This is a genomic window from Marinomonas algae (assembly GCF_047525555.1).
GTDB lineage: Bacteria > Pseudomonadota > Gammaproteobacteria > Pseudomonadales > Marinomonadaceae > Marinomonas.
Map to the genome: position 1 here is coordinate 380,227 of NZ_JBLIXK010000002.1, position 19,009 is coordinate 399,235.

The 19,009-nt window shown below is 41.7% G+C and carries 19 protein-coding genes and 1 rRNA gene; 3 read left to right on the forward strand and 17 right to left on the reverse strand.

Translation table 11 applies throughout. The annotated features are described in order from the left end of the window. Positions 1–2 precede the first annotated feature (2 nt). The 14 genes from ispG to iscR form a co-directional block, all read right to left on the reverse strand. The gene (ispG, locus tag ACMUMQ_RS06065) at positions 3–1,115 is read right to left on the reverse strand and encodes a flavodoxin-dependent (E)-4-hydroxy-3-methylbut-2-enyl-diphosphate synthase (protein ID WP_414681113.1); all 1,113 of its coding nucleotides are present in this window, start codon (positions 1,113–1,115) and stop codon (positions 3–5) included. 8 nt (positions 1,116–1,123) lie between these two features. Beyond that, on the reverse strand, positions 1,124–2,245 hold the full coding sequence (locus ACMUMQ_RS06070; protein ID WP_414681114.1) for a RodZ domain-containing protein: 1,122 nt from the start codon (positions 2,243–2,245) through the stop codon (positions 1,124–1,126). Between the two features lies 1 nt (position 2,246). Next, positions 2,247–2,972 (reverse strand): tetratricopeptide repeat protein, encoded by a 726-nt coding sequence (locus ACMUMQ_RS06075; RefSeq protein ID WP_414681115.1) that lies wholly within the window; start codon positions 2,970–2,972, stop codon positions 2,247–2,249. A 42-nt stretch (positions 2,973–3,014) separates the two neighbouring features. Further along, positions 3,015–4,130 (reverse strand): dual-specificity RNA methyltransferase RlmN, encoded by a 1,116-nt coding sequence (gene rlmN, locus ACMUMQ_RS06080; RefSeq protein WP_414681116.1) that lies wholly within the window; start codon positions 4,128–4,130, stop codon positions 3,015–3,017. 145 nt (positions 4,131–4,275) lie between these two features. Beyond that, positions 4,276–4,683 carry a nucleoside-diphosphate kinase gene (gene ndk, locus ACMUMQ_RS06085; RefSeq protein ID WP_414681117.1) on the reverse strand — a complete coding sequence of 136 codons (408 nt, stop codon included), beginning with the start codon at positions 4,681–4,683 and terminating at the stop codon, positions 4,276–4,278. 176 nt (positions 4,684–4,859) lie between these two features. Then, positions 4,860–6,014, reverse strand: coding sequence for an IscS subfamily cysteine desulfurase (locus ACMUMQ_RS06090; RefSeq protein ID WP_414681118.1), 1,155 nt, complete (start codon positions 6,012–6,014; stop codon positions 4,860–4,862). Positions 6,015–6,078: 64 nt separating this feature from the next. Further along, positions 6,079–6,504 carry a SufE family protein gene (locus tag ACMUMQ_RS06095; RefSeq protein WP_414681119.1) on the reverse strand — a complete coding sequence of 142 codons (426 nt, stop codon included), beginning with the start codon at positions 6,502–6,504 and terminating at the stop codon, positions 6,079–6,081. Between the two features lie 118 nt (positions 6,505–6,622). Next, a complete protein-coding gene (gene sufT, locus ACMUMQ_RS06100; protein WP_414681120.1) occupies positions 6,623–7,153 on the reverse strand; it encodes a putative Fe-S cluster assembly protein SufT in 531 nt (176 codons plus the stop codon). A gap of 6 nt (positions 7,154–7,159) precedes the next feature. Then, positions 7,160–7,510, reverse strand: a complete 351-nt coding sequence (locus tag ACMUMQ_RS06105; protein ID WP_414681121.1) for a HesB/IscA family protein — start codon at positions 7,508–7,510, stop codon at positions 7,160–7,162. Positions 7,511–7,519: 9 nt separating this feature from the next. After that, positions 7,520–8,737 (reverse strand): aminotransferase class V-fold PLP-dependent enzyme, encoded by a 1,218-nt coding sequence (locus tag ACMUMQ_RS06110; protein ID WP_414681122.1) that lies wholly within the window; start codon positions 8,735–8,737, stop codon positions 7,520–7,522. 11 nt (positions 8,738–8,748) lie between these two features. Beyond that, positions 8,749–10,008 (reverse strand): Fe-S cluster assembly protein SufD, encoded by a 1,260-nt coding sequence (gene sufD, locus ACMUMQ_RS06115; protein WP_414681124.1) that lies wholly within the window; start codon positions 10,006–10,008, stop codon positions 8,749–8,751. Between the two features lie 3 nt (positions 10,009–10,011). Continuing rightward, positions 10,012–10,797: a Fe-S cluster assembly ATPase SufC gene (gene sufC, locus ACMUMQ_RS06120; protein ID WP_414681125.1), complete on the reverse strand. Its 786-nt coding sequence runs from the start codon at positions 10,795–10,797 to the stop codon at positions 10,012–10,014. Between the two features lie 13 nt (positions 10,798–10,810). Next, positions 10,811–12,247: a Fe-S cluster assembly protein SufB gene (gene sufB, locus ACMUMQ_RS06125; RefSeq protein WP_414681126.1), complete on the reverse strand. Its 1,437-nt coding sequence runs from the start codon at positions 12,245–12,247 to the stop codon at positions 10,811–10,813. Positions 12,248–12,321: 74 nt separating this feature from the next. Beyond that, on the reverse strand, positions 12,322–12,810 hold the full coding sequence (gene iscR, locus ACMUMQ_RS06130; RefSeq protein WP_414681127.1) for a Fe-S cluster assembly transcriptional regulator IscR: 489 nt from the start codon (positions 12,808–12,810) through the stop codon (positions 12,322–12,324). Between the two features lie 293 nt (positions 12,811–13,103). On the opposite strand from iscR, the gene ACMUMQ_RS06135 reads away from it, so the two are divergent. Further along, the gene (locus ACMUMQ_RS06135; RefSeq protein ID WP_414681128.1) at positions 13,104–13,595 is read left to right on the forward strand and encodes a hypothetical protein; all 492 of its coding nucleotides are present in this window, start codon (positions 13,104–13,106) and stop codon (positions 13,593–13,595) included. Between the two features lie 92 nt (positions 13,596–13,687). Here ACMUMQ_RS06135 and ACMUMQ_RS06140 read toward each other — a convergent pair whose 3' ends face one another. Further along, complete coding sequence (locus ACMUMQ_RS06140; protein ID WP_414681129.1) at positions 13,688–15,709, reverse strand: oxidoreductase; 2,022 nt, start codon at positions 15,707–15,709, stop codon at positions 13,688–13,690. 97 nt (positions 15,710–15,806) lie between these two features. Here ACMUMQ_RS06140 and ACMUMQ_RS06145 point away from each other — a divergent pair, with 97 nt between their 5' ends. Further along, positions 15,807–16,418, forward strand: coding sequence for a TetR/AcrR family transcriptional regulator (locus ACMUMQ_RS06145; protein WP_414681130.1), 612 nt, complete (start codon positions 15,807–15,809; stop codon positions 16,416–16,418). On the opposite strand, the gene ACMUMQ_RS06150 is transcribed toward ACMUMQ_RS06145, so the two are convergent. Then, the gene (locus ACMUMQ_RS06150) at positions 16,404–17,312 is read right to left on the reverse strand and encodes a DMT family transporter (RefSeq protein WP_414681131.1); all 909 of its coding nucleotides are present in this window, start codon (positions 17,310–17,312) and stop codon (positions 16,404–16,406) included. The two genes, ACMUMQ_RS06145 and ACMUMQ_RS06150, sit on opposite strands and share 15 nt — an antisense overlap. Positions 17,313–17,418: 106 nt before the next feature. Between ACMUMQ_RS06150 and ACMUMQ_RS06155 the strand changes: the two genes are divergently transcribed. Next, positions 17,419–18,351, forward strand: coding sequence for a LysR substrate-binding domain-containing protein (locus tag ACMUMQ_RS06155; protein WP_414681132.1), 933 nt, complete (start codon positions 17,419–17,421; stop codon positions 18,349–18,351). Positions 18,352–18,933: 582 nt separating this feature from the next. Here the strand turns inward: ACMUMQ_RS06155 and rrf are convergent. After that, positions 18,934–19,009: ribosomal RNA gene (gene rrf / locus ACMUMQ_RS15855) — 5S ribosomal RNA — on the reverse strand; the annotation flags it as partial.

Here is a 19,009-nt window from a genome sequence, read left to right on the forward strand (position 1 = left end):
CCTTAATTTTTCACAATGATGTTGGCTAGTTCCCGCTCTTTTAGGGCCGCCTTATCACGAATCATTTTTTCTAAATCATCAACCAAGGTTTCATTTTTGGTTTTGCTATTCGGCTTACCATCTTGATAAATGAGATTATTGGGAGAGCCACCAGCCAGACCGATATCAGCCTCTTTTGCTTCGCCAGGGCCATTAACGACACAACCAATAACAGCAACGTCCATCGGGATCACAACATCCTCCAGACGCTCTTCTAATTGATTCATGGTTTTAATCACATCAAAGTTTTGGCGAGAGCAGCTTGGGCAAGCAATAAAGTTAATACCGCGATTACGCAACTTCAAGCTACGTAACATATCCCACCCAACTTTTATTTCTTGAACCGGATCAGCAGCAAGTGAAACCCTTAACGTGTCACCGATACCATCCATTAGCAACAAGCCAAGTCCAATAGAGGATTTTACTGTTCCTGAGCGCAAACCACCCGCTTCCGTGATCCCCAAATGCAATGGGTTATCTATTTGGCTAGCGATTTTACGGTACGCTTCAACCGTCATGAAAATATCAGAGGCTTTTAGACTTAATTTGTATTCATGAAAATCCAATTCATCAAAATACTGAATTTGACGAAAAGCCGATTCAACCAATGCATCAGGAGTCGGTTCGCCGTACTTCTTCTGCAAGTCTTTTTCCAAAGAGCCAGCATTTACGCCAATCCGAATAGGAATATTCTTATCACGAGCACAATCAACAACAGAGCGCACTCGATCTTTATTACCAATGTTACCTGGGTTAATACGTAAGCAATCCACTCCGTACTCTGCTACTTTCAGAGCAATTTTATAATCGAAATGGATATCTGCAACCAAAGGAACGGAAACCGATTCACGTATTTTCTTAAAAGCTTCTGCGGCATCCATTGATGGGACAGAAACACGAACTATATCTGCCCCAGCGCCTGCAATGGCACGTATTTGTGCCACAGTTGCATCCACATCACAGGTTTCCGTGTTTGTCATACTTTGAACACTGATTGGCGCACCACCGCCAACCGGCACATTCCCGACCATAATCTGACGGGAATGACGACGTTTTATAGGTGACTCAAAATGCATAAGAATCTCTACTTGAGCTCAAAACGAGCCAAATCTTGACGAATAAAAGAAGAAAATGCGAACTCCTCACCTTTATATTTCAAAGATGAAACGCCTCTTGCATAGCCTAGCACGACACGATACGGAGCATTGCCTGATAATTTCAAAGTTTGACCTGCTGTTTTCACACCAGAGAACAAAATTCTACCACTTGCGTCACGTATTTCTGTCCAACAATCTTCCGCAAATGCAATATCAATATCATGAGTATAAGTTGGTGTTGATGGCTTCTCTTCTACAGGCTCTGGAGCAGGAACAACTTGAGTTGCCTTAACAACTTCATCTGGGCTAACACCTGCTTCTTTAAGAATAGCAACCGTCTCAGGAGACAAACCAGTAACCACATTATTCTCAGGTTCACTCGTTACGACAGCCGCTTCTTCAACAGGCGTACTAGGTACAGGTTTAGCAGCATCATCAGCCTCTGCCACTTCATCTTCATTTTGCACACTAGACAAAGAAGGATCAGGAGTAAGAACAGGCTCTTCTGCTTGCGCTATTTCAGCAGTTTCATTTATAGGGCTTTCATCTGTAATAACCGATTGTGTAGACTCAGATGGCCACCAGAAAACGAGGAACATCAAAACCGCGACAATAACAACCGAAATGAAGATAACGATAGGATCACCCAAATGGGTTTGCTTGTTTACCTTATCGACAGGTTTGATAGTGGACTCTTTACTGTCTCGATTACTATCAAAAATGCCTAGAATTTCCATTTGATTAAGACCAACAACTCGACAATAGCTTTTTAGGAAGCCGCGAGCAAAAGCAACGGAAAGGAAGTGGTCAAAATTGTCAGTTTCAAGTGCTTTTACTTGATCAAGGGAGATTTTTAAACTTGTCGCTATATCTTGTTCAGTAAGCCCTAACTCTGTTCTTTTTGCTTTTAAGGTTTGACCAATAGTAAGGTTGTTTTCTGTTGTGTCTGTTGCAGTTATATCGTTCAAAGTATCCGTTTTCTCATCTGTTGTAATGTTGTCATTTGCACCTATGACATCCATATTATTTGTTGTTTCAATGCTATTGGTATTCTCTGGATTATTTGTCGCTTCTAAATTTTTTTTACTTTCAGGAACATCAGTTGTCATTTTAATACCTTGAGCCATGCAGGCATGTATAAATACTCGTCGATGGGTACTTTGTAGGGTCAGACTCGTGTGCACTTAATTGCCACGACAGACAGTTGTACTCATCAAAATGAACCGATCCGCTGGTAATTCCATCACCAGATTGGATATTGTTAAGGATTGTTCGAGCTTCGATAATATTACCCTGTATTAAAACAAGATTGAGCTCTGTCATCAAACCAATAAGTGGCAAATCCTCAATTTCTTTTGCTTGTTTTAAGTAGGTCTCAGCCAAATTTACGTGATTTTGACGTAATGCACATCGAGAAAGGTTAATTTGCACAGATTGGCGCGCTATGAAAGCATTTTCACTGGCTTTCAAAAACACTTTACATGCTTCTGTCCAGTTTCTCTGCTGTCCCAACAACACACCATAATTGTTCAAAATAAAACTATCGTTTGGGTATTTTTCCAAAGCATTTTGATGTGTAGAAAAAGCCACTTCATACTCACCAGAACTTAACCAATACAAACTGACCAACCGCCAATAATCCCGACCTTGATCAAGCTCATCAATCTGATCTAATTGGTTTTTGGCCATTCCAACCTGCCCCAATAGCAAATGCGCTTGAGCAAGTGACAGTCTTTTTTCTACAGATACAGGAGGAGAATCAGATAAAACAGGTTGGTAGGCACAGGAAGCACTAAAGAAACAACACAATAAAAAAGGCAATCGAAATATACGCATACTGACATCCTTGTCATGTATTCAATAATTTAGCTTTATAAATTAGCTATTTATCTCTCGCAACTCAATGTATTTTTGGCTACGACGTGTTTTGTCATGAAAATCGCCAACCAATTGACCACAAGCGGCATCGATATCATCACCACGTGTCGTCCGAACCGTGACAGTGTAACCAGCATCAGCCAATATTTTCTGGAAGCGACGAACACGATTATTCGACGGCTTTTCATAACCAGAATGCGGGAATGGATTGAATGGTATAAGGTTAATTTTACACTCTAGATCTTTGAGTAATTCTGCCAATTGGTGAGCTTGCTCTTCATTGTCATTCACGCCAGACATCATTGTATATTCAATGGTAATGTGTCGCTTATCTGGCAAGTTAGCCAAATAATGTTGACAAGATTCAAGCAATTCAACGATTGGGTATTTCTTATTGATTGGCACTAATACGTTACGTAAGTCATCGGTTGGAGCATGCAAAGAAATAGCCAAAGACACATCTGTGCGTTTCACTAATTCATAGATTTTAGGAACAACACCAGAGGTACTTAACGTCACTCTGCGCTTAGACAATCCATAAGCGTGGTCATGCATCATCAAGATCATTGAATCAACAACTGGCTCGAAGTTCATCAAAGGTTCGCCCATCCCCATCATAACGACATTCGTCACTCGGCGAGGGCCATTAGGATCCATAGGACCAAAGGACTTAATAGCAATCCAAACTTGACCAATAATTTCAGCAGGAGTTAGGTTACGGTTAAAACCCTGTTTCCCTGTCGAACAAAAGCTGCAATCTAGCGAACAACCAACCTGAGAAGACACACACAAAGTCGCACGGTCGCCATCTGGAATCAAAACCGTTTCAACACAGTCGTTCTTTCCGCCATCCGTACGAATAATCCATTTACGAGTTCCATCTTTGGAGATATTTTGAGAAACCACTTCAGGGCCACGAATCTCACAAATTGTCTCTAATTTGGCACGCAACGCCTTGCTGACATCCGTCATCTCATCAAAGCTCTCTGCGCCTTTTTGGTGAATCCATTTGAGCACTTGAGTCGCTCTGAATTTCTTTTCACCGATCGACTCAAAGAATTCAATCAATTTATCTGGAGATAAACCCAATAGGTTTACTTTTTTTGTGTCAGTCATAATCAGGATCGCTTGCTATGTTTTAGCATTAAGTTTAAACGAAAAAAGCCTCTGAAAAGAGAATGTCTTTTCAGAAGCCTCTGCAAAAAGGCGGACTAACGTCCGCCTTCTCTATTTCGGATGGGCGATAAACCCTACCGATCAATTACTTACCGAAGAAGTAAGCAATTTCACGAGCTGCAGATTCAAGAGAATCAGAACCGTGAACAGCATTGGCATCGATAGATGCAGCGTAATCTGCACGCAAAGTACCAGCAGCCGCTTCTTTAGGGTTAGTAGCACCCATTAGTTCACGGTGACGAAGAACAGCGCCTTCACCTTCAAGAACAGAAACAACAACAGGACCAGACGTCATGAAAGCAACCAAATCTTTGTAGAATGGACGCTCTTTGTGCTCAGCGTAAAAACCGCCAGCCAATTCGTCATCCAATTGAATCATTTTTGCTTCAACGATTTTAAAACCAGCACGCTCAAAACGAGTGTAGATCTCACCGATTACGTTTTTTGCAACAGCATCAGGCTTGATGATTGATAGAGTGCGTTCTAACGCCATGATATAACTCCAAATTAGATTTTAAAGGGCGATGACTAGCATAGCGATAACCATAAAAAGCCATGACCCAGGACATAAAAGTTTAGCGCGTGGATTATACGCACCAATTGATGAAAATTGTATGCTCAAAACAAGATTATTTACGTCTTACAACATAAAAACTTCTTTTATCCTTTTTACCTTAGAGATCTCAACTTGGAGACAGCAGTTTTAATTGTCTCAGCGGCAAAATCTATCTCTTCTTCTGAAGTAAAACGCCCAACAGAAAGACGTAAAGAACTATGAGCCAATTCATCATTTAAGCCGATCGCACGTAATACATAAGACGGCTCTAAGCTCGCCGATGTACAAGCAGAACCAGAAGAAACCGCCACGTCACTTAATGACATCAAAAGCACTTCGCCATCTACATCAGCGAAGCCAACATTAATCACACCAGCAACGCGGTTTTCTGAATCGCCATTTAAGTGAACACCAGGCAACTCATTTAAAGAAGACCATAATCGCTCACGCAATGCTTTAATACGGACGCAATCTTCTTGCATATCTTCCGCTGCGATGCGATACGCCTCTCCCATGCCAACAATTTGGTGTGTCGCCAATGTGCCTGAACGCATACCACGCTCGTGCCCACCACCGTGAATCTGTGCTTCTAATTTGATTTTTGGTGAACGTCGAACATACAAAGCACCAATGCCTTTTGGTCCATAAGTTTTGTGTGCAGTAAGAGACATTAAATCGACTTTCATGGCATTAACATCAATCGTAACCTTACCTGTTGTTTGTGCAGCATCAACATGTAAAAAAATACGACGAGAAGATGTCATTTCACCAATAGCAGCAATGTCCGTCAAAACACCCAATTCGTTATTACCGTGCATCAAAGACACAAGAATTGTATCTTCTCGCAGAGCCTCAGCCACTTGAGCCGGAGAAATGGCACCATGTTCATCTGGCTGAAGATAAGTCACTTCAAAACCTTCTTTTTCCAATTGCTTGCAAGGATCAAGTACGGCTTTATGCTCAATCATAGAAGTAATGATATGACGGCCTTTTTGACGATAAGCATAAGCAATACCCTTTAGCGCCAGATTATTTGCCTCAGTCGCACCTGATGTCCAAACGATTTCACGAGAGTCAGCATTAATGAGATTCGCCACTTGCAACCTAGCTTCTTCTACCGCTTCTTCCGCACGCCAACCAAAAAGATGAGAGCGGGACGCTGGATTACCAAAATTACCATCCTGCGTTAAGCAAGCCATCATTTTCTCAGCAACCCTTGGATCTACCGGTGTTGTGGCAGAATTGTCTAGGTAAACCGGGGTCTTCATTTAAAACGCTCCAAAACTCTATTAAGTAACAAAAACATCTAACAAAATACAAAGCGCGGGCTAACTACACCGCCGCCTGTGCAATACTTTTAATTCGGCTAACAATAGAACGCAGCCCGTTGCCTCGGGTTGGACTCAAATGACGTTCAAGATCCAATTCTGCAAAATAGCTTGAGATATCAAACTCTATAATTTCTGCTGGTGTTTTATGGTTCAAAGCCGCCAATACAAGACCCAATAAACCACGAACAATAATGGCATCACTGTCCACAGAGAAAACCAAAACTTCGCCTTTAGCTGCATCTTGCTCTGTACCAGGTTGAATCCAAACACTACTCTGACAACCTTTCACTAAACGCTCAGATGTACGCCAGTCTTCATCAAAGGCAGGCAAAGATTTACCTAGATCAATTATGTACTTGTACTTATCTTCCCAATCATCAAAAAACAATAGGTCATCTACGATATCTTCTGTACTAGGTAAGGACATGACTCCCCTCTTTTGGATTAACACCACAAAAATAGAAAAACGGCACTTAGTCTATTACTAAGGCCGTTTCGTATTATATTCGACTTCACTTATCTACATAAGGCTTAGCCAAGAAGCATTAGAAGAAAAGCCCTGCTTCTAACTGCGCTTCTTCGCTCATCATTTCACGCGACCAAGGTGGATCAAATACCAACTCAACTTTGACGTCTTGAACATTCGGCACTTTCGCCACTCGGTATTTTACGTCGCCAACTAACACTGGTCCCATACCGCAACCTGGCGCAGTTAACGTCATATCAATCAAAACGGTTTTGCTTGCTTGGTCCAATTCAACTTTATAAACCAAACCAAGAGACACTAAACTAATCGGAATTTCCGGATCAAAAACCGTGTCTATTGCCTGCCAAACTTGCTCTTCATTGATATCACTGGTGCCCAAGTCTGCAAACTCTAAAACCTCTGGCTGCTGACCAATTGCTTCTGCATCGGTGCCATCAATACGCAACATATTACCTTGCCACGTTACTGTGTAATTACCACCAAGGCTTTGATTAATAGTAATAAATTGACCTTCTGGAATGCTAACCGGTTCACCGCTTGGCACTCGACGTGCAGGACAAGCACGCTGTGTTACGACCATTTTCTGCATGAAAGATTAACTCACACTAAAGCTTTCGCCACAGCCGCATTCAGCCACAACGTTAGGATTGTTAAACTTCACAACTTCGTTAACGCCTTCGCGCACTAAGTCAATCTCTGTGCCATTTAGCATACCAACCGATTTTGAATCGACAGCCAGTGTGACGCCATCAAAAGATAAAACCGTATCTTCACCAAAGGGTTCACTCACTATGTCCAAAACATAAGAAAAGCCAGTACAACCACTTTCTTTAGTACTTAAACGAATCAATTTACCCGGCTGCTTAACCAGTTTAGAGGCAAAATATTTCTGCGCAGAAGCGGTTAAAGACACGCTAGAGGCAGGATCAAACGTTGTTGCTGTCATTGAAACCTCCTAAGCCAACATTGTGCGCACTTTTTTCAGCGCAACAAACAAAGCATCGACTTCTTCTAATGTATTGTAAATTGAGAAAGACGCACGCGCAGTGCCAGGCACATTAAAACGCGCCATTAAAGGCTGTGCACAATGATCTCCGGTACGGATGGCAATACCTTGGCGATCCAATAAAAAGCCAATATCCGCTGGATGACCTTGATCCATCACAAAACTCAAAACGCCAATTTTATTCTTTGCAGTACCAACAATGGTCAAACCTTCAAATGCTTCTGCTAATTCAGTCGCACGGTCTAGCAGAGCTTTCTCGTGAGCCGCTACGGCCTCTTGATCTAATGCACTAAACCAACGAATCGCTTCACCTGTCGCGATAGCATCACCCACATTAGGCGTTCCTGCTTCAAAACGATATGGCAATACGTTCCACGTTGCTTCCTCTAAGGTTACCGTGGAAATCATCTCGCCACCGGTACGCCATACAGGCCAATTTTCAAGAACGGATTCTCGCCCCCAAAGGACACCAATACCCATCGGCCCATAAAGTTTATGCGCTGAGAAGACATAAAAATCACAACCAATATCTTGCACATCAGCCCAACCATGCGCCGCACCTTGTGCACCATCAACCAACACCCAAGCACCAAACTCTTTTGCTTTAGCGGTCATTTCTTTAATTGGGTTAATCGTGCCTAATGCATTGGATACATGAGGAAAAGCCACAAATTTGGTTTTATCACTCAACATCGCATCATAAGCGTCTTGGTCGAGTTCACCTTCATCTGTTACAGGAACTGTTTTTAAAGTTGCGCCAGAAGCTTTACACGCTTGTTGCCATGTCACCAAGTTCGCATGATGATCCATGCCTGTTGCAATCACTTCATCACCAGGTGACAACAATGAGCCAAGACCGTTAGCAACAATATTAATGCTTTCTGTTGTACCGCTTGTCCAAATCACTTCTTCGCGTTTTGGCGCATTAATAAAGTCTTTAACAATGTCACGAGCCGCTTCAAATCGACGAGTGGCCTCATCCGCAAGACGATGTGCACCACGGTGAACGTTAGAATTACACGTCGTATAGTACTCAACCAAGGCATCAATAACGCATTGTGGTTTTTGTGTCGTGGCTGCGTTGTCTAAATAAACTAAAGGTTTACCATCAATTTCACGCTTAAGAATAGGAAACTGATCACGGATAGCTGCTACATCAAAACTCATTCAACTCTCGCTTATTTCACTTCCATCTGCGAAAAACGTTCACGAATAATAGGACGAACCCATTCCGCTAACGCTGCATTTGGCATTAAATCAATCAACTCATTAATGAAACCAAAGTTGAGCATCACCTGTGCTTTTGAGCGGCTCACACCGCGAGTTTGCAAGTAATACAAAGCCTGCTTATCAATTTGAGCTACCGTTGCCCCATGAGCACAACGCACATCATCGGCGTAAATTTCAAGCTCAGGTTTAGTGTTAATTTCCGCTGTATTCGACATTAACAAATTGCGGTTATTTAACTCTGCCAATGTTTTTTGGGCATCACGATGAATGTGAATACGACCATTAAAAACAGCACGGGCAGAATCTGCAGCGATACAGCGCACATTCTCTTCTGTTGTGCCATTTGGCATAGCATGTTCAACCGTCGCATGAAGATCGAAAAGCTCCTTGCCATCTAGCAAATACATGGCATTCAACTTAGCATCAGCAAATTCGCCAGCATGAATAATATCTGTATCAAGACGAGACAAATCACTGCCAAAAGCAACGATCGTACTGTGCATGGTTGCATGATCCAGTAGATTAAAGTGACTACCGCCAATCGCAACATTTGAACCCGTTTGCAACGCAAAGCGATAATGTTCAAGGTGTGCTTTTTTAGCAATGCCATATTCAACAAAAGCTGTGTTTAGCGTTTCACCAGCAGCTTGCACATCTTCAATAACCGTTAAGCGAGCCCCTTCAGCCAAACTAACTTGAACACGAGTATGTGATTCTGCACCTTGGCTTAATAAAGAACTGATTCGAATAGGTTGAGTAATTTCAGCACCTTCAGCAACCGAAACGATAACCACGTCTTGAGCAAGCGCATCATTGACTAAACCAAACATGTGACGCTCAGGTTTAATGCTTGAAAATGCATCTAGCGCTTGAGTCTTTTGAGCATCATCAAGATTTTGACCAAGAGAGATAGACAAACCTTCTGGTAATGTTTCTGCTAATTGAGAAGCATCAAACTTGCCATTCACAAATACCAACTCAATTGCTGACAAGCCAGCCACTTCAACAGGAGACAGCTCACTAGAACCCGCTACAGCTTGCGCCATTGAACGCTCAACAGGACGCAGCGGCGTATAACGCCAAGCTTCCGTTTTACGGGTTGGCCATTTTGTATTCGATAATAATTCAACGGCATTCGCTCGTTTAGGCGCGAGCCAATCATTAATATCTTGCGCTCGAGTAATGGCGCTTTCTAACCATTCACTCATGTATTACCCCTCAAGCTCATCTTCAGCAGGCCCACTTTGCAACCAAGCATAACCTTGCGCTTCTAATTCATGAGCAAGAGAAGCATCACCGCTCTTCACAATTTTGCCATCAGACAAAACATGAACAAAATCTGGCTTAATGTAGTCAAGCAAACGCTGGTAATGGGTAACAACAATGAAGCTACGATCAGCAGAGCGCTGGCTATTTACACCTTCTGCAACCACTTGTAGCGCATCAATATCTAGACCAGAATCGGTTTCATCAAGAATACAAAGCTTCGGCTTCAGCAGTAACATTTGCATAAGCTCGTTACGCTTTTTCTCACCACCAGAGAAACCTTCATTCACGCCACGTTTAAGGAATGAAATTGGCAAGTTAACTTGCTTACAGGCTGCTTTTGCTTCTTTCAAGAAGTCAGCAGATGTAATGGCTTCTTCGCCACGCGCTTCGCGTTGAGCATCTACAGATGCTTTCAAAAATTCTAAGTTACTAACGCCTGGAATTTCTACTGGATATTGAAAAGCAAGAAACAACCCAGCACGAGCGCGCTCTTCTGTTTCCATTTCAAGCAGATCTTCACCGTTTAATTCAACGCTACCACCTTCTACGCTATAACCATCACGTCCAGACAACACATAGCCTAACGTACTTTTACCAGCACCGTTTGGCCCCATAATGGCATGCACTTCGCCTGGTTTAATGTCTAGATTTAAACCTTTAATAATCTGTTTTTCTTCTACACTGGCGTGTAAATCTTTTATCGTCAGTAAACTTTTGCTATTCGACATCTTCAACAATTCCTTAACCTACAGAGCCTTCAAGGCTAATTTCTAGTAACTTGCCAGCTTCTACGGCAAATTCCATTGGTAATTCTTTAAATACTTCCTTACAAAAGCCATTAACGATAATAGAGACAGCTTTTTCAGGGTCTAGACCTCTTTGACGGCACAAAAACATTTGCTCATCACTCACCTTGGAGGTGGTAGCTTCATGCTCAACAATGGCTGTCGGGTTACGACTTTCCACGTAAGGGAATGTATGGGCACCACACTGATCGCCAATCAACAATGAATCACACTGAGTAAAGTTACGTGCGCCTTCCGCTCCTGGATTCATTCGTACAAGACCACGGTAGCTGCCGTTACTCTTACCAGCTGAAATACCTTTGGCAATAATGGTCGACTTGGTGTTTTTACCAAGGTGAATCATTTTTGTACCAGTATCTGCTTGTTGACGCCCACGCGTTAGAGCAACAGAGTAAAACTCGCCCACACTGTTATCGCCTTTCAAAATACAGCTTGGGTATTTCCAAGTGACAGCAGAACCTGTTTCCACTTGTGTCCAAGAAATTTTGGCGTTGGTGTGGCAAATTCCACGTTTGGTTACAAAGTTATAAATACCGCCTTTGCCGTCTTCATCACCTGGGTACCAGTTCTGAACCGTTGAGTATTTAATCTCTGCGTTATCCATTGCAACCAATTCAACAACTGCCGCGTGCAATTGGTTTTCATCACGTTGAGGCGCGGTACAACCTTCAAGGTAACTCACATGACTGCCTTCATCAGCAACAATCAGAGTTCGCTCGAATTGGCCTGTATTTTGTTCATTGATTCGGAAGTAAGTAGACAATTCCATTGGGCAGCGAGTGCCTTTAGGAATGTAAACAAAAGAGCCATCAGTAAATACTGCGCAGTTTAATGCCGCGTAGTAGTTGTCTTTTTTAGGAACAACGCTGCCGATGTATTTTTTGACAAGTTCTGGGTATTTTTGAATCGCTTCAGAGATTGGGCAGAAAATAACGCCAGCTTCTTCCAGTTTCTCTCTAAAAGTCGTTACAACTGACACCGAGTCAAATACAGCATCAACTGCCACACCTGCTAGCATTTGTTGTTCTATAAGAGGAATACCAAGCTTCTCATAAGTACGCAGTAATTCAGGGTCAACCTCGTCCAAAGACTTAGGTTTGTCTTTCATACTTTTTGGCGCGGAATAATAGGAAATCGCCTGAAAATCTATTGTTGGGTAATCAACCAAAGCCCAATCCGGCTCTTCCATTTTAAGCCATTCACGAAATGCGCTTAAACGCCATTCAAGCATCCATTCAGGTTCGCCTTTCATTTCGGAAATACGTCGGATGACACTCTCATCCAAACCAGGCTCAAACGTTTCTGATTCTACATCAGACACAAAACCAGCTTCGTATTCCCTTGCCAGCGCCTTATCTATCTGCTCAGTCATATAAAAACTCACTCATTATAGGAACAAACACACCGAACATCAGTGGGCTAAGTTCTACTAAAATTATTCTTCACTTAATCAATAATTGCCGCGCTAATCATGTGGCTATCAGCGCCACCTTGTCGGCTTTCTATGTTCTGTCGGTCGGCAACTTGCCTAACATCATTTCTACGGACCAACTGAGCCAAACTAATTTGGCTCAAAAAATCATGTATCTGATCACTTAAATCACACCATAAATGATGTGTTAGACACGTGTTGCCACTCTGGCAATCACTGCGCCCTTTGCATCCTGTTGCATCAACTGATTCATTTACCGCATCAACTATTTGAGCAACAAAAATATCTTCATTTGAACGACTAAGGCGATATCCTCCACCCGGACCTCTCACACTTGTCACCAATAGCTTTTTACGAAGCTTGGAAAACAACTGCTCAAGATATGAAAGTGAAATCCCCTGCCGATTAGAAATATCAGATAAAGACACTGGCCCTTGATCCGAATGCAATGCCAAATCCAGCATGGCGGTTACCGCATAACGACCTTTTGTTGTCAGGCGCATAAGCTATCCAATTAAGACGATTCTTTGAGGACGTAAATAGTACACAAAACCTACTGTTTTTATCAAGTATTTACCTGACTAATTTAGTAGGTTATTGCATCAGTTAATAATCGTGGCGTATTTTACGTGTTACAGTAGAAAAACTAAACTATAGAATGTGTCATTATGGTGAATAAGGACACGGCACTTCAGGTTTAAGACAGATCTCTCAAATAAAAGCACTTCTATCTCTTGCCCTTTTCCCATAAACAAGCAAACTAATATATGAAGTAACCAATAAATGTGAATATCTCATGGCTAATAACGAAGACACTCCGAAAAAAAGCTCTAAATTAATCTGGGTTGGATTTATCCTATGTTTCATTCTCAGTGTGGGGGCATCCGCTGGCGTCACCTTCTTTTTAACTCAACCGAAAGAAGCGGAACCCGTCACCTCAGCAAAAGATACAGAACAAGATGCTTTATTACTCAATCTGAAGTCATCCATTGCCCAGCAAAATAGCCAATTAGCTGAATTGAAAGCTCAGAATGACGTATTAAAGCTATATTTGAGACACAGCAGCTCAACCGCACTGAAGAACATTCTCATTAATCAAGAACAAAACATACAAGCTTATTTAGTCTTGATGAAATCGGCGATGGGAGACTTGTCCAATATTGTTCAAGGTGCTTCGGACTGGGATAACAAATATCAGTACCAGTTAGATATTGCCCAAAAGCGCAGTATTGAAAGAGAAGACTTATTAAAGCTATTAAAAACGGGCGAGCCGAACGACACAGAGTAAAAGCACGACTTCTAAAGCATATTCTCAGGTAAGGCGAGAACACGACTGCCTTATCTGAGAATACTGTCCAGAACTTTCTTCAGGAAAGCAACCTAAATATCAACCGCTAAAAGCGTTCCTTGTTTAATTGCACGCTTCGCATCCAGTTCAGACGCTACATCGGCACCGCCAATCAGATGTACCTTTTGATTGATTTCACTTTCCAATAACCTATTCGGCTCTTGTCCTGCACAAACCACCACGGTATCCACTTCCAGACATTGATCTACACCATCAATAGAAAGATGGAGCCCTTCATCATCAATACGTTGGTATTCACATTTAGAATGAAATACCACACCTTTCGCGAGTAACTCGGCCCTATGTATCCAGCCTGTTGTTTTACCTAACTGAGATCCAACTTTGCTTTTTTTACGCTGCAGCAAAAATACTTCTCTTTTCGCTTTTTCAAAGACAGGCTTCATACCTTCAACGCCACCTCTGGCCGCTAGAGTCATATCAACGCCCCACTGCTCCATAAAGCTTTTAATATCTTGCTGCTTATGTGCCTTTTTATGTATTAGGTATTCCGACACATCAAAACCAATCCCGCCAGCGCCAATGACTGCAACACGTTGACCAACATGAGCACCATTCATGACATCCAAATAACTCAACACTTTTTTATGCTCAATACCTGCTATTTCTGGTGTTCTTGGCAAAATCCCTGTGGCTAAAACCACTTCATCATATTGAGCCTCATTGAGAAGTTTTCCATCTACGCGAGTGTTTAGCTGCAGATCCACTCCTGTAATCTCAATTTGTTTTTGAAAATAGCGTAAGGTTTCAAAAAACTCGCCTTTTCCGGGAATACGCTTGGCAATATTAAACTGCCCACCAATTTCACTTGACGCATCATACAAGGTTACCGAATGACCTCGCTTGGCGGCAGTTGTAGCAAACGCCAATCCTGCAGGACCTGCCCCAATAACAGCAATGCGCTTTGATTTATCAGCAGGGCTGATGATTATCTCTGTCTCATGACAAGCTCTAGGGTTTACAAGACAAGATGTCAGCTTGTTGGCAAAGGCATGATCTAAACAAGCCTGATTACAACCAATACATGTATTAATTTCATCGGCGCGGTTTTGTTCGGCTTTTAAAACAAATTCAGGATCCGCAAGGAAAGGTCTGGCCATGGATACAATATCAGCATCGCCACGGGCCAGGATTTGCTCTGCCACATCTGGCGTATTAATTCGGTTTGACGTTACTAATGGAACCGTTAACAATTTACGCAACGCAGCGGTAACCCAAGTAAATGCCGCTCTGGGCACCTTAGTTGCAATCGTTGGCACTCTCGCTTCATGCCAGCCAATTCCAGTACTTATGATATTCACGCCTGCTTTTTCAATTTCTAACCCAAGCTCGACCACTTCATCCAGACTGCTACCGCCTTCGACTAGATCCAGCATGGATAGTCGATAAATGATAATAAATTGCTCACCAACAGCTGCTCGAATTCGCTTAATGATCTCAATAGGTAATCGAATTCGATTGGCGTATTCCCCCCCCCAATCGTCTTCACGGTGATTCGTTTTTGAGGTAATAAATTGATTCAAAAAATAACCTTCAGACCCCATTACCTCAACGCCATCATATCCAGCTTTTTGAGCCAGAATAGCCGTTTTTATAAAATCTGATATTTGCTTTTCAATCCCTTCTTCAGTTAATGCTTCTGGCTCAAAAGGGTTTATCGGCGCTTTAATCGCAGATGGCGCAACCGATTTTGGGTTATATGCATAACGCCCTGTATGCAAAATCTGCATGCAGATTTTTCCACCTTCTTTGTGAACAGCATCCGTTATAGCGCGATGTTTTTCAGCATCTTGTTCGGATGTCATTGCCGCCGCACCAGCATAAACAGCACCTTCAGCATTAGGGGAAATACCGCCTGTCACAATGAGCGCGACACCACCTCGTGCTCGTTCAGCATAGAAAGCCGCCATACGCTCAATTCCACCTTTCATTTCCTCTAAGCCTAAATGCATAGACCCCATTAAAACTCTATTTTTTAACTTTGTGAAACCTAGGTCTAATGGCTCAAATAAGTGGGGATAGGTTGAATGACTCATAATGACAACTCTCTCTATTTATTATTTTTTTGATTTTGACACCGTCAAGATAGTTTTAAATTTTGACAGTGTCAAGATAAGAGGTTTTAATAAAAAGATGACAACATCAAAAAAACAATATCATCATGGCGACTTAACCAAGTCACTACTAGAAGCTGCAGCCTTGATTATCAAAGAGCAAGGCGTAGAAAGTCTTAGCATGCGTAAACTGGCCGACCTAGTTGGCGTTTCAAGAACAGCGCCTTATCATCATTTCAAAGATAAAAATACGCTACTTTGTGCCTTAGCCGAACAAGGTTTCTACGAGCAAGAGCAAATCCTAAGTAACCTAATGAAGCAAGAACACTCAGCAAGAGAACGCTTTACTAAGTACGTTTATCTCTATTTGGAATACGCTCAGCTACACAGTGAAACTTATGACTTGATGTATGGCAGAACAATCTGGAAAGCAGGCAAGCCAAATGAAGCGTTAAAATTAGCCTCTAAACGAACATTTAAAACATGGATTGAATGGGTAGAAGTGTTACAAGCCCAAAAAGTGCTAACCGACAGCAATACACCATTAAGGATTGGCCAAACAACATGGGCGAGCCTACATGGGCTCGCTAGGCTCTTTATAGACGGAATATATCTAGAGCAATCAGACTTATCCGATATGATAGAACAAATGGTAAAAAACTTATGTGTCGATGAATCAACCAGCGCCTAAGTTGGATCGCACATTAGATAATAATTGCTCCTTACGTAACCTCTTAATATCTTGATGACTCAAATACAGTAAAGGTAAAACCACAAAGAGCGAACCAATCAATAAACCAAGGTCTGGCTTATCACCAAAAGCGAACCATCCCATCAGAAAAGCAAAAATAAGGCCTGAATATTCCGCACTTGTCACTTTACTGGACGCCACATAGCGATACCCAATCAAACAAGACACACTGTATAAAATGGAACAGATAGACGCCAGAGCGGCGTAAATCAACAAGTCTAATTGCAGAGCCTCACCTTCCATAAAAGCCAATATTGCCGCTAATGGCAAAGCTGAAAATTGAGTAATGCACAAACCACAAAGCATATCCTGATTCTGTGGCAGCTTTTTAATTAACAAACTGTTCGCAGCCAACACAATCGCAAAAAGAATAGCGCTGACCATTCCCAAACTTATTTCAGTCGGCCTTAGAATAATTAAAATCCCAATAAAACCTAATAAAGCAGCACCAATCACTTCAAAAGTTAAGCGCTCTTTAAAGAAAATAGCGCCAAATAACATGATAAAAATCGGCGCAGTGTAAAAGACCGAATTGGCCGTTGCCAACGAAAGCTCAGACAAGGAGACAACAAGCAAGACAGCGGCTAAAACCCACATATTTCCACGTAAAAAATGCAGTCTCAACCCGACTAAAATAGGCGACTTAGGACGATATATCTGCCGAATAAATACGATTGGCAATAACATCAAAAACATAAAAACAGCGCGAAAAAAGGTAAATTGAAAGATAGCGACATCAGGCCCTGCTAACTTAATAAATACATCGCATAAAGTAGCAAAAAAGCTTCCCAAGATTAGAACAAAAATAGCGCTAGCAACGGTGCGTCCAGACATAACACCTCCCCCCTTAAATTGCATTAATCGCTGAATTTTAAAGGCTTATATTTATTAGATAAAATGATATATTTAGACTAAATATTAGTTATTTGGATAATAAAATATGCTACCACCCCTCAAATCACTTCCGGTATTTGAAGCCGTCGCTAGACTAAATAGCTTCTCATTGGCAGCCGCTGAGTTGAATGTTAGTCAGAGTGCAGTATCCCACCAGATAAGAATATTGGAGAATCACCTTGGAGAGACTCTTTTTAATCGCCAAGGTCGTAATTTAGAATTAACAACGGAAGGAAAGCGTTATCTCGATGTTATAAGTAACTCTCTTCTACAAATAGCTCAAGCTACGAATCAAATTAAAGGTGAACAAGAAACCCATATAAGATTGGCTGTGTATAGCTCGTTTGCTGTTTATTGGCTCATTCCACGATTACCCGAACTAAAACGCTTATACCCAAATTTAGAGTTGAGCATTGAAATGAGTCATGGCTCTCCTGACTTATCTGACCGCACAGCTGATCTTTTTATTACTACTGAAAAAGAAAAAAGAGGATTTTTCTTTGAATCACTTTATCAGGAAGAATTATTTCCTGTTTGCAGCCAACATTATCTTGAGGCAATTAAAAGCAGGTTAAACGTCACTTCAGATAAAGAACTCACTGATAAACTGAACGAAACACCTAGCCCTTTAGCTCAGTTTTCACTTATCACCTCCTATAGCATCTATGATCGCCATACAGAAGATTGGAAACGCTGGTTTTCAAACCTTAAACAGCCATTACCAAACACCATACAATTCCATCGATTTAGTCATCTAATGCTAGCCTATGAAGCTGCGAAGCACTCTCTTGGCATCGCACTTGTTAATGACTATATGATGAACGAAAAAAACGACGAACAAGCACTGGTTAAACTGCCTTGCAGTGGTTTCGAAACAGGTGATAATTTTTATTTAGCTTATAAAGAAAGTCGTAAGAATGAAGATATAATTCGATATTTAAGAAAATGGCTACTTGAGGAAGCTAAGACATTAGCCTAAGCCACAATATCTAAAGTCGAATAGAGAATCGAAAAAATAAAACTAAGAAATAACAAAATAGAGAAGGATTTTCTGCTGCATCCATGCAGCTCTGAATCATCATGAAAAGGAGACAGGGCCTCCACCTTGGAGGCTTGGGCATTCCATTGCCCCCTGTCTGTAAATAACACTACCAAACAGTGAATATATTATGCAAGAAATAAATACACTTTTTCTTGTAAATTAATTTTCTATTAAGGAAGCTACCTTAATACAGACTCTAAACATTTACACTAACGCATCTACAAGGCATGAAATAAGTGAGGCAATAGAGTGTCTTGGTGGTCGTTTACGCAGACGCGTTGAGGTACGAAACAGGCGCAAGTAAATGACCACTAAGACGCTCTTGTTTCTAATCTGATCTGTTCCTATCTCATTGTTTCTAAATCAGATCTTCCATTTCCTACAGACGAAAAAAAGCCCCGACAGCTTAGCTATCAGGGCTTTCTTAATTATAGACTTAACGACTTACTGCTCTCACATGCATATCTGCAATAAAAAACCCCACACAGCATTTGCTATGTAGGGCTCTTAGTATTATAAGCTTGACGACGACCTACTCTCACATGGGATCTCCCACACTACCATCGGCGATGGCGCTTTTCACTTCTGAGTTCGG

Excerpts from the sequence above, each read along its gene's own strand:
- ispG (WP_414681113.1), bottom strand. The coding sequence starts at position 1,115 with ATGCATTTTGAGTCACCTATAAAACGTCGTCATTCCCGTCAGATTATG.
- ACMUMQ_RS06070 (WP_414681114.1), bottom strand. The coding sequence starts at position 2,245 with ATGACAACTGATGTTCCTGAAAGTAAAAAAAATTTAGAAGCGACAAAT.
- ACMUMQ_RS06075 (WP_414681115.1), bottom strand. The coding sequence starts at position 2,972 with ATGCGTATATTTCGATTGCCTTTTTTATTGTGTTGTTTCTTTAGTGCT.
- rlmN (WP_414681116.1), bottom strand. The coding sequence starts at position 4,130 with ATGACTGACACAAAAAAAGTAAACCTATTGGGTTTATCTCCAGATAAA.
- ndk (WP_414681117.1), bottom strand. The coding sequence starts at position 4,683 with ATGGCGTTAGAACGCACTCTATCAATCATCAAGCCTGATGCTGTTGCA.
- ACMUMQ_RS06090 (WP_414681118.1), bottom strand. The coding sequence starts at position 6,014 with ATGAAGACCCCGGTTTACCTAGACAATTCTGCCACAACACCGGTAGAT.
- ACMUMQ_RS06095 (WP_414681119.1), bottom strand. The coding sequence starts at position 6,504 with ATGTCCTTACCTAGTACAGAAGATATCGTAGATGACCTATTGTTTTTT.
- sufT (WP_414681120.1), bottom strand. The coding sequence starts at position 7,153 with ATGCAGAAAATGGTCGTAACACAGCGTGCTTGTCCTGCACGTCGAGTG.
- ACMUMQ_RS06105 (WP_414681121.1), bottom strand. The coding sequence starts at position 7,510 with ATGACAGCAACAACGTTTGATCCTGCCTCTAGCGTGTCTTTAACCGCT.
- ACMUMQ_RS06110 (WP_414681122.1), bottom strand. The coding sequence starts at position 8,737 with ATGAGTTTTGATGTAGCAGCTATCCGTGATCAGTTTCCTATTCTTAAG.
- sufD (WP_414681124.1), bottom strand. The coding sequence starts at position 10,008 with ATGAGTGAATGGTTAGAAAGCGCCATTACTCGAGCGCAAGATATTAAT.
- sufC (WP_414681125.1), bottom strand. The coding sequence starts at position 10,797 with ATGTCGAATAGCAAAAGTTTACTGACGATAAAAGATTTACACGCCAGT.
- sufB (WP_414681126.1), bottom strand. The coding sequence starts at position 12,247 with ATGACTGAGCAGATAGATAAGGCGCTGGCAAGGGAATACGAAGCTGGT.
- iscR (WP_414681127.1), bottom strand. The coding sequence starts at position 12,810 with ATGCGCCTGACAACAAAAGGTCGTTATGCGGTAACCGCCATGCTGGAT.
- ACMUMQ_RS06135 (WP_414681128.1), top strand. The coding sequence starts at position 13,104 with ATGGCTAATAACGAAGACACTCCGAAAAAAAGCTCTAAATTAATCTGG.
- ACMUMQ_RS06140 (WP_414681129.1), bottom strand. The coding sequence starts at position 15,709 with ATGAGTCATTCAACCTATCCCCACTTATTTGAGCCATTAGACCTAGGT.
- ACMUMQ_RS06145 (WP_414681130.1), top strand. The coding sequence starts at position 15,807 with ATGACAACATCAAAAAAACAATATCATCATGGCGACTTAACCAAGTCA.
- ACMUMQ_RS06150 (WP_414681131.1), bottom strand. The coding sequence starts at position 17,312 with ATGTCTGGACGCACCGTTGCTAGCGCTATTTTTGTTCTAATCTTGGGA.
- ACMUMQ_RS06155 (WP_414681132.1), top strand. The coding sequence starts at position 17,419 with ATGCTACCACCCCTCAAATCACTTCCGGTATTTGAAGCCGTCGCTAGA.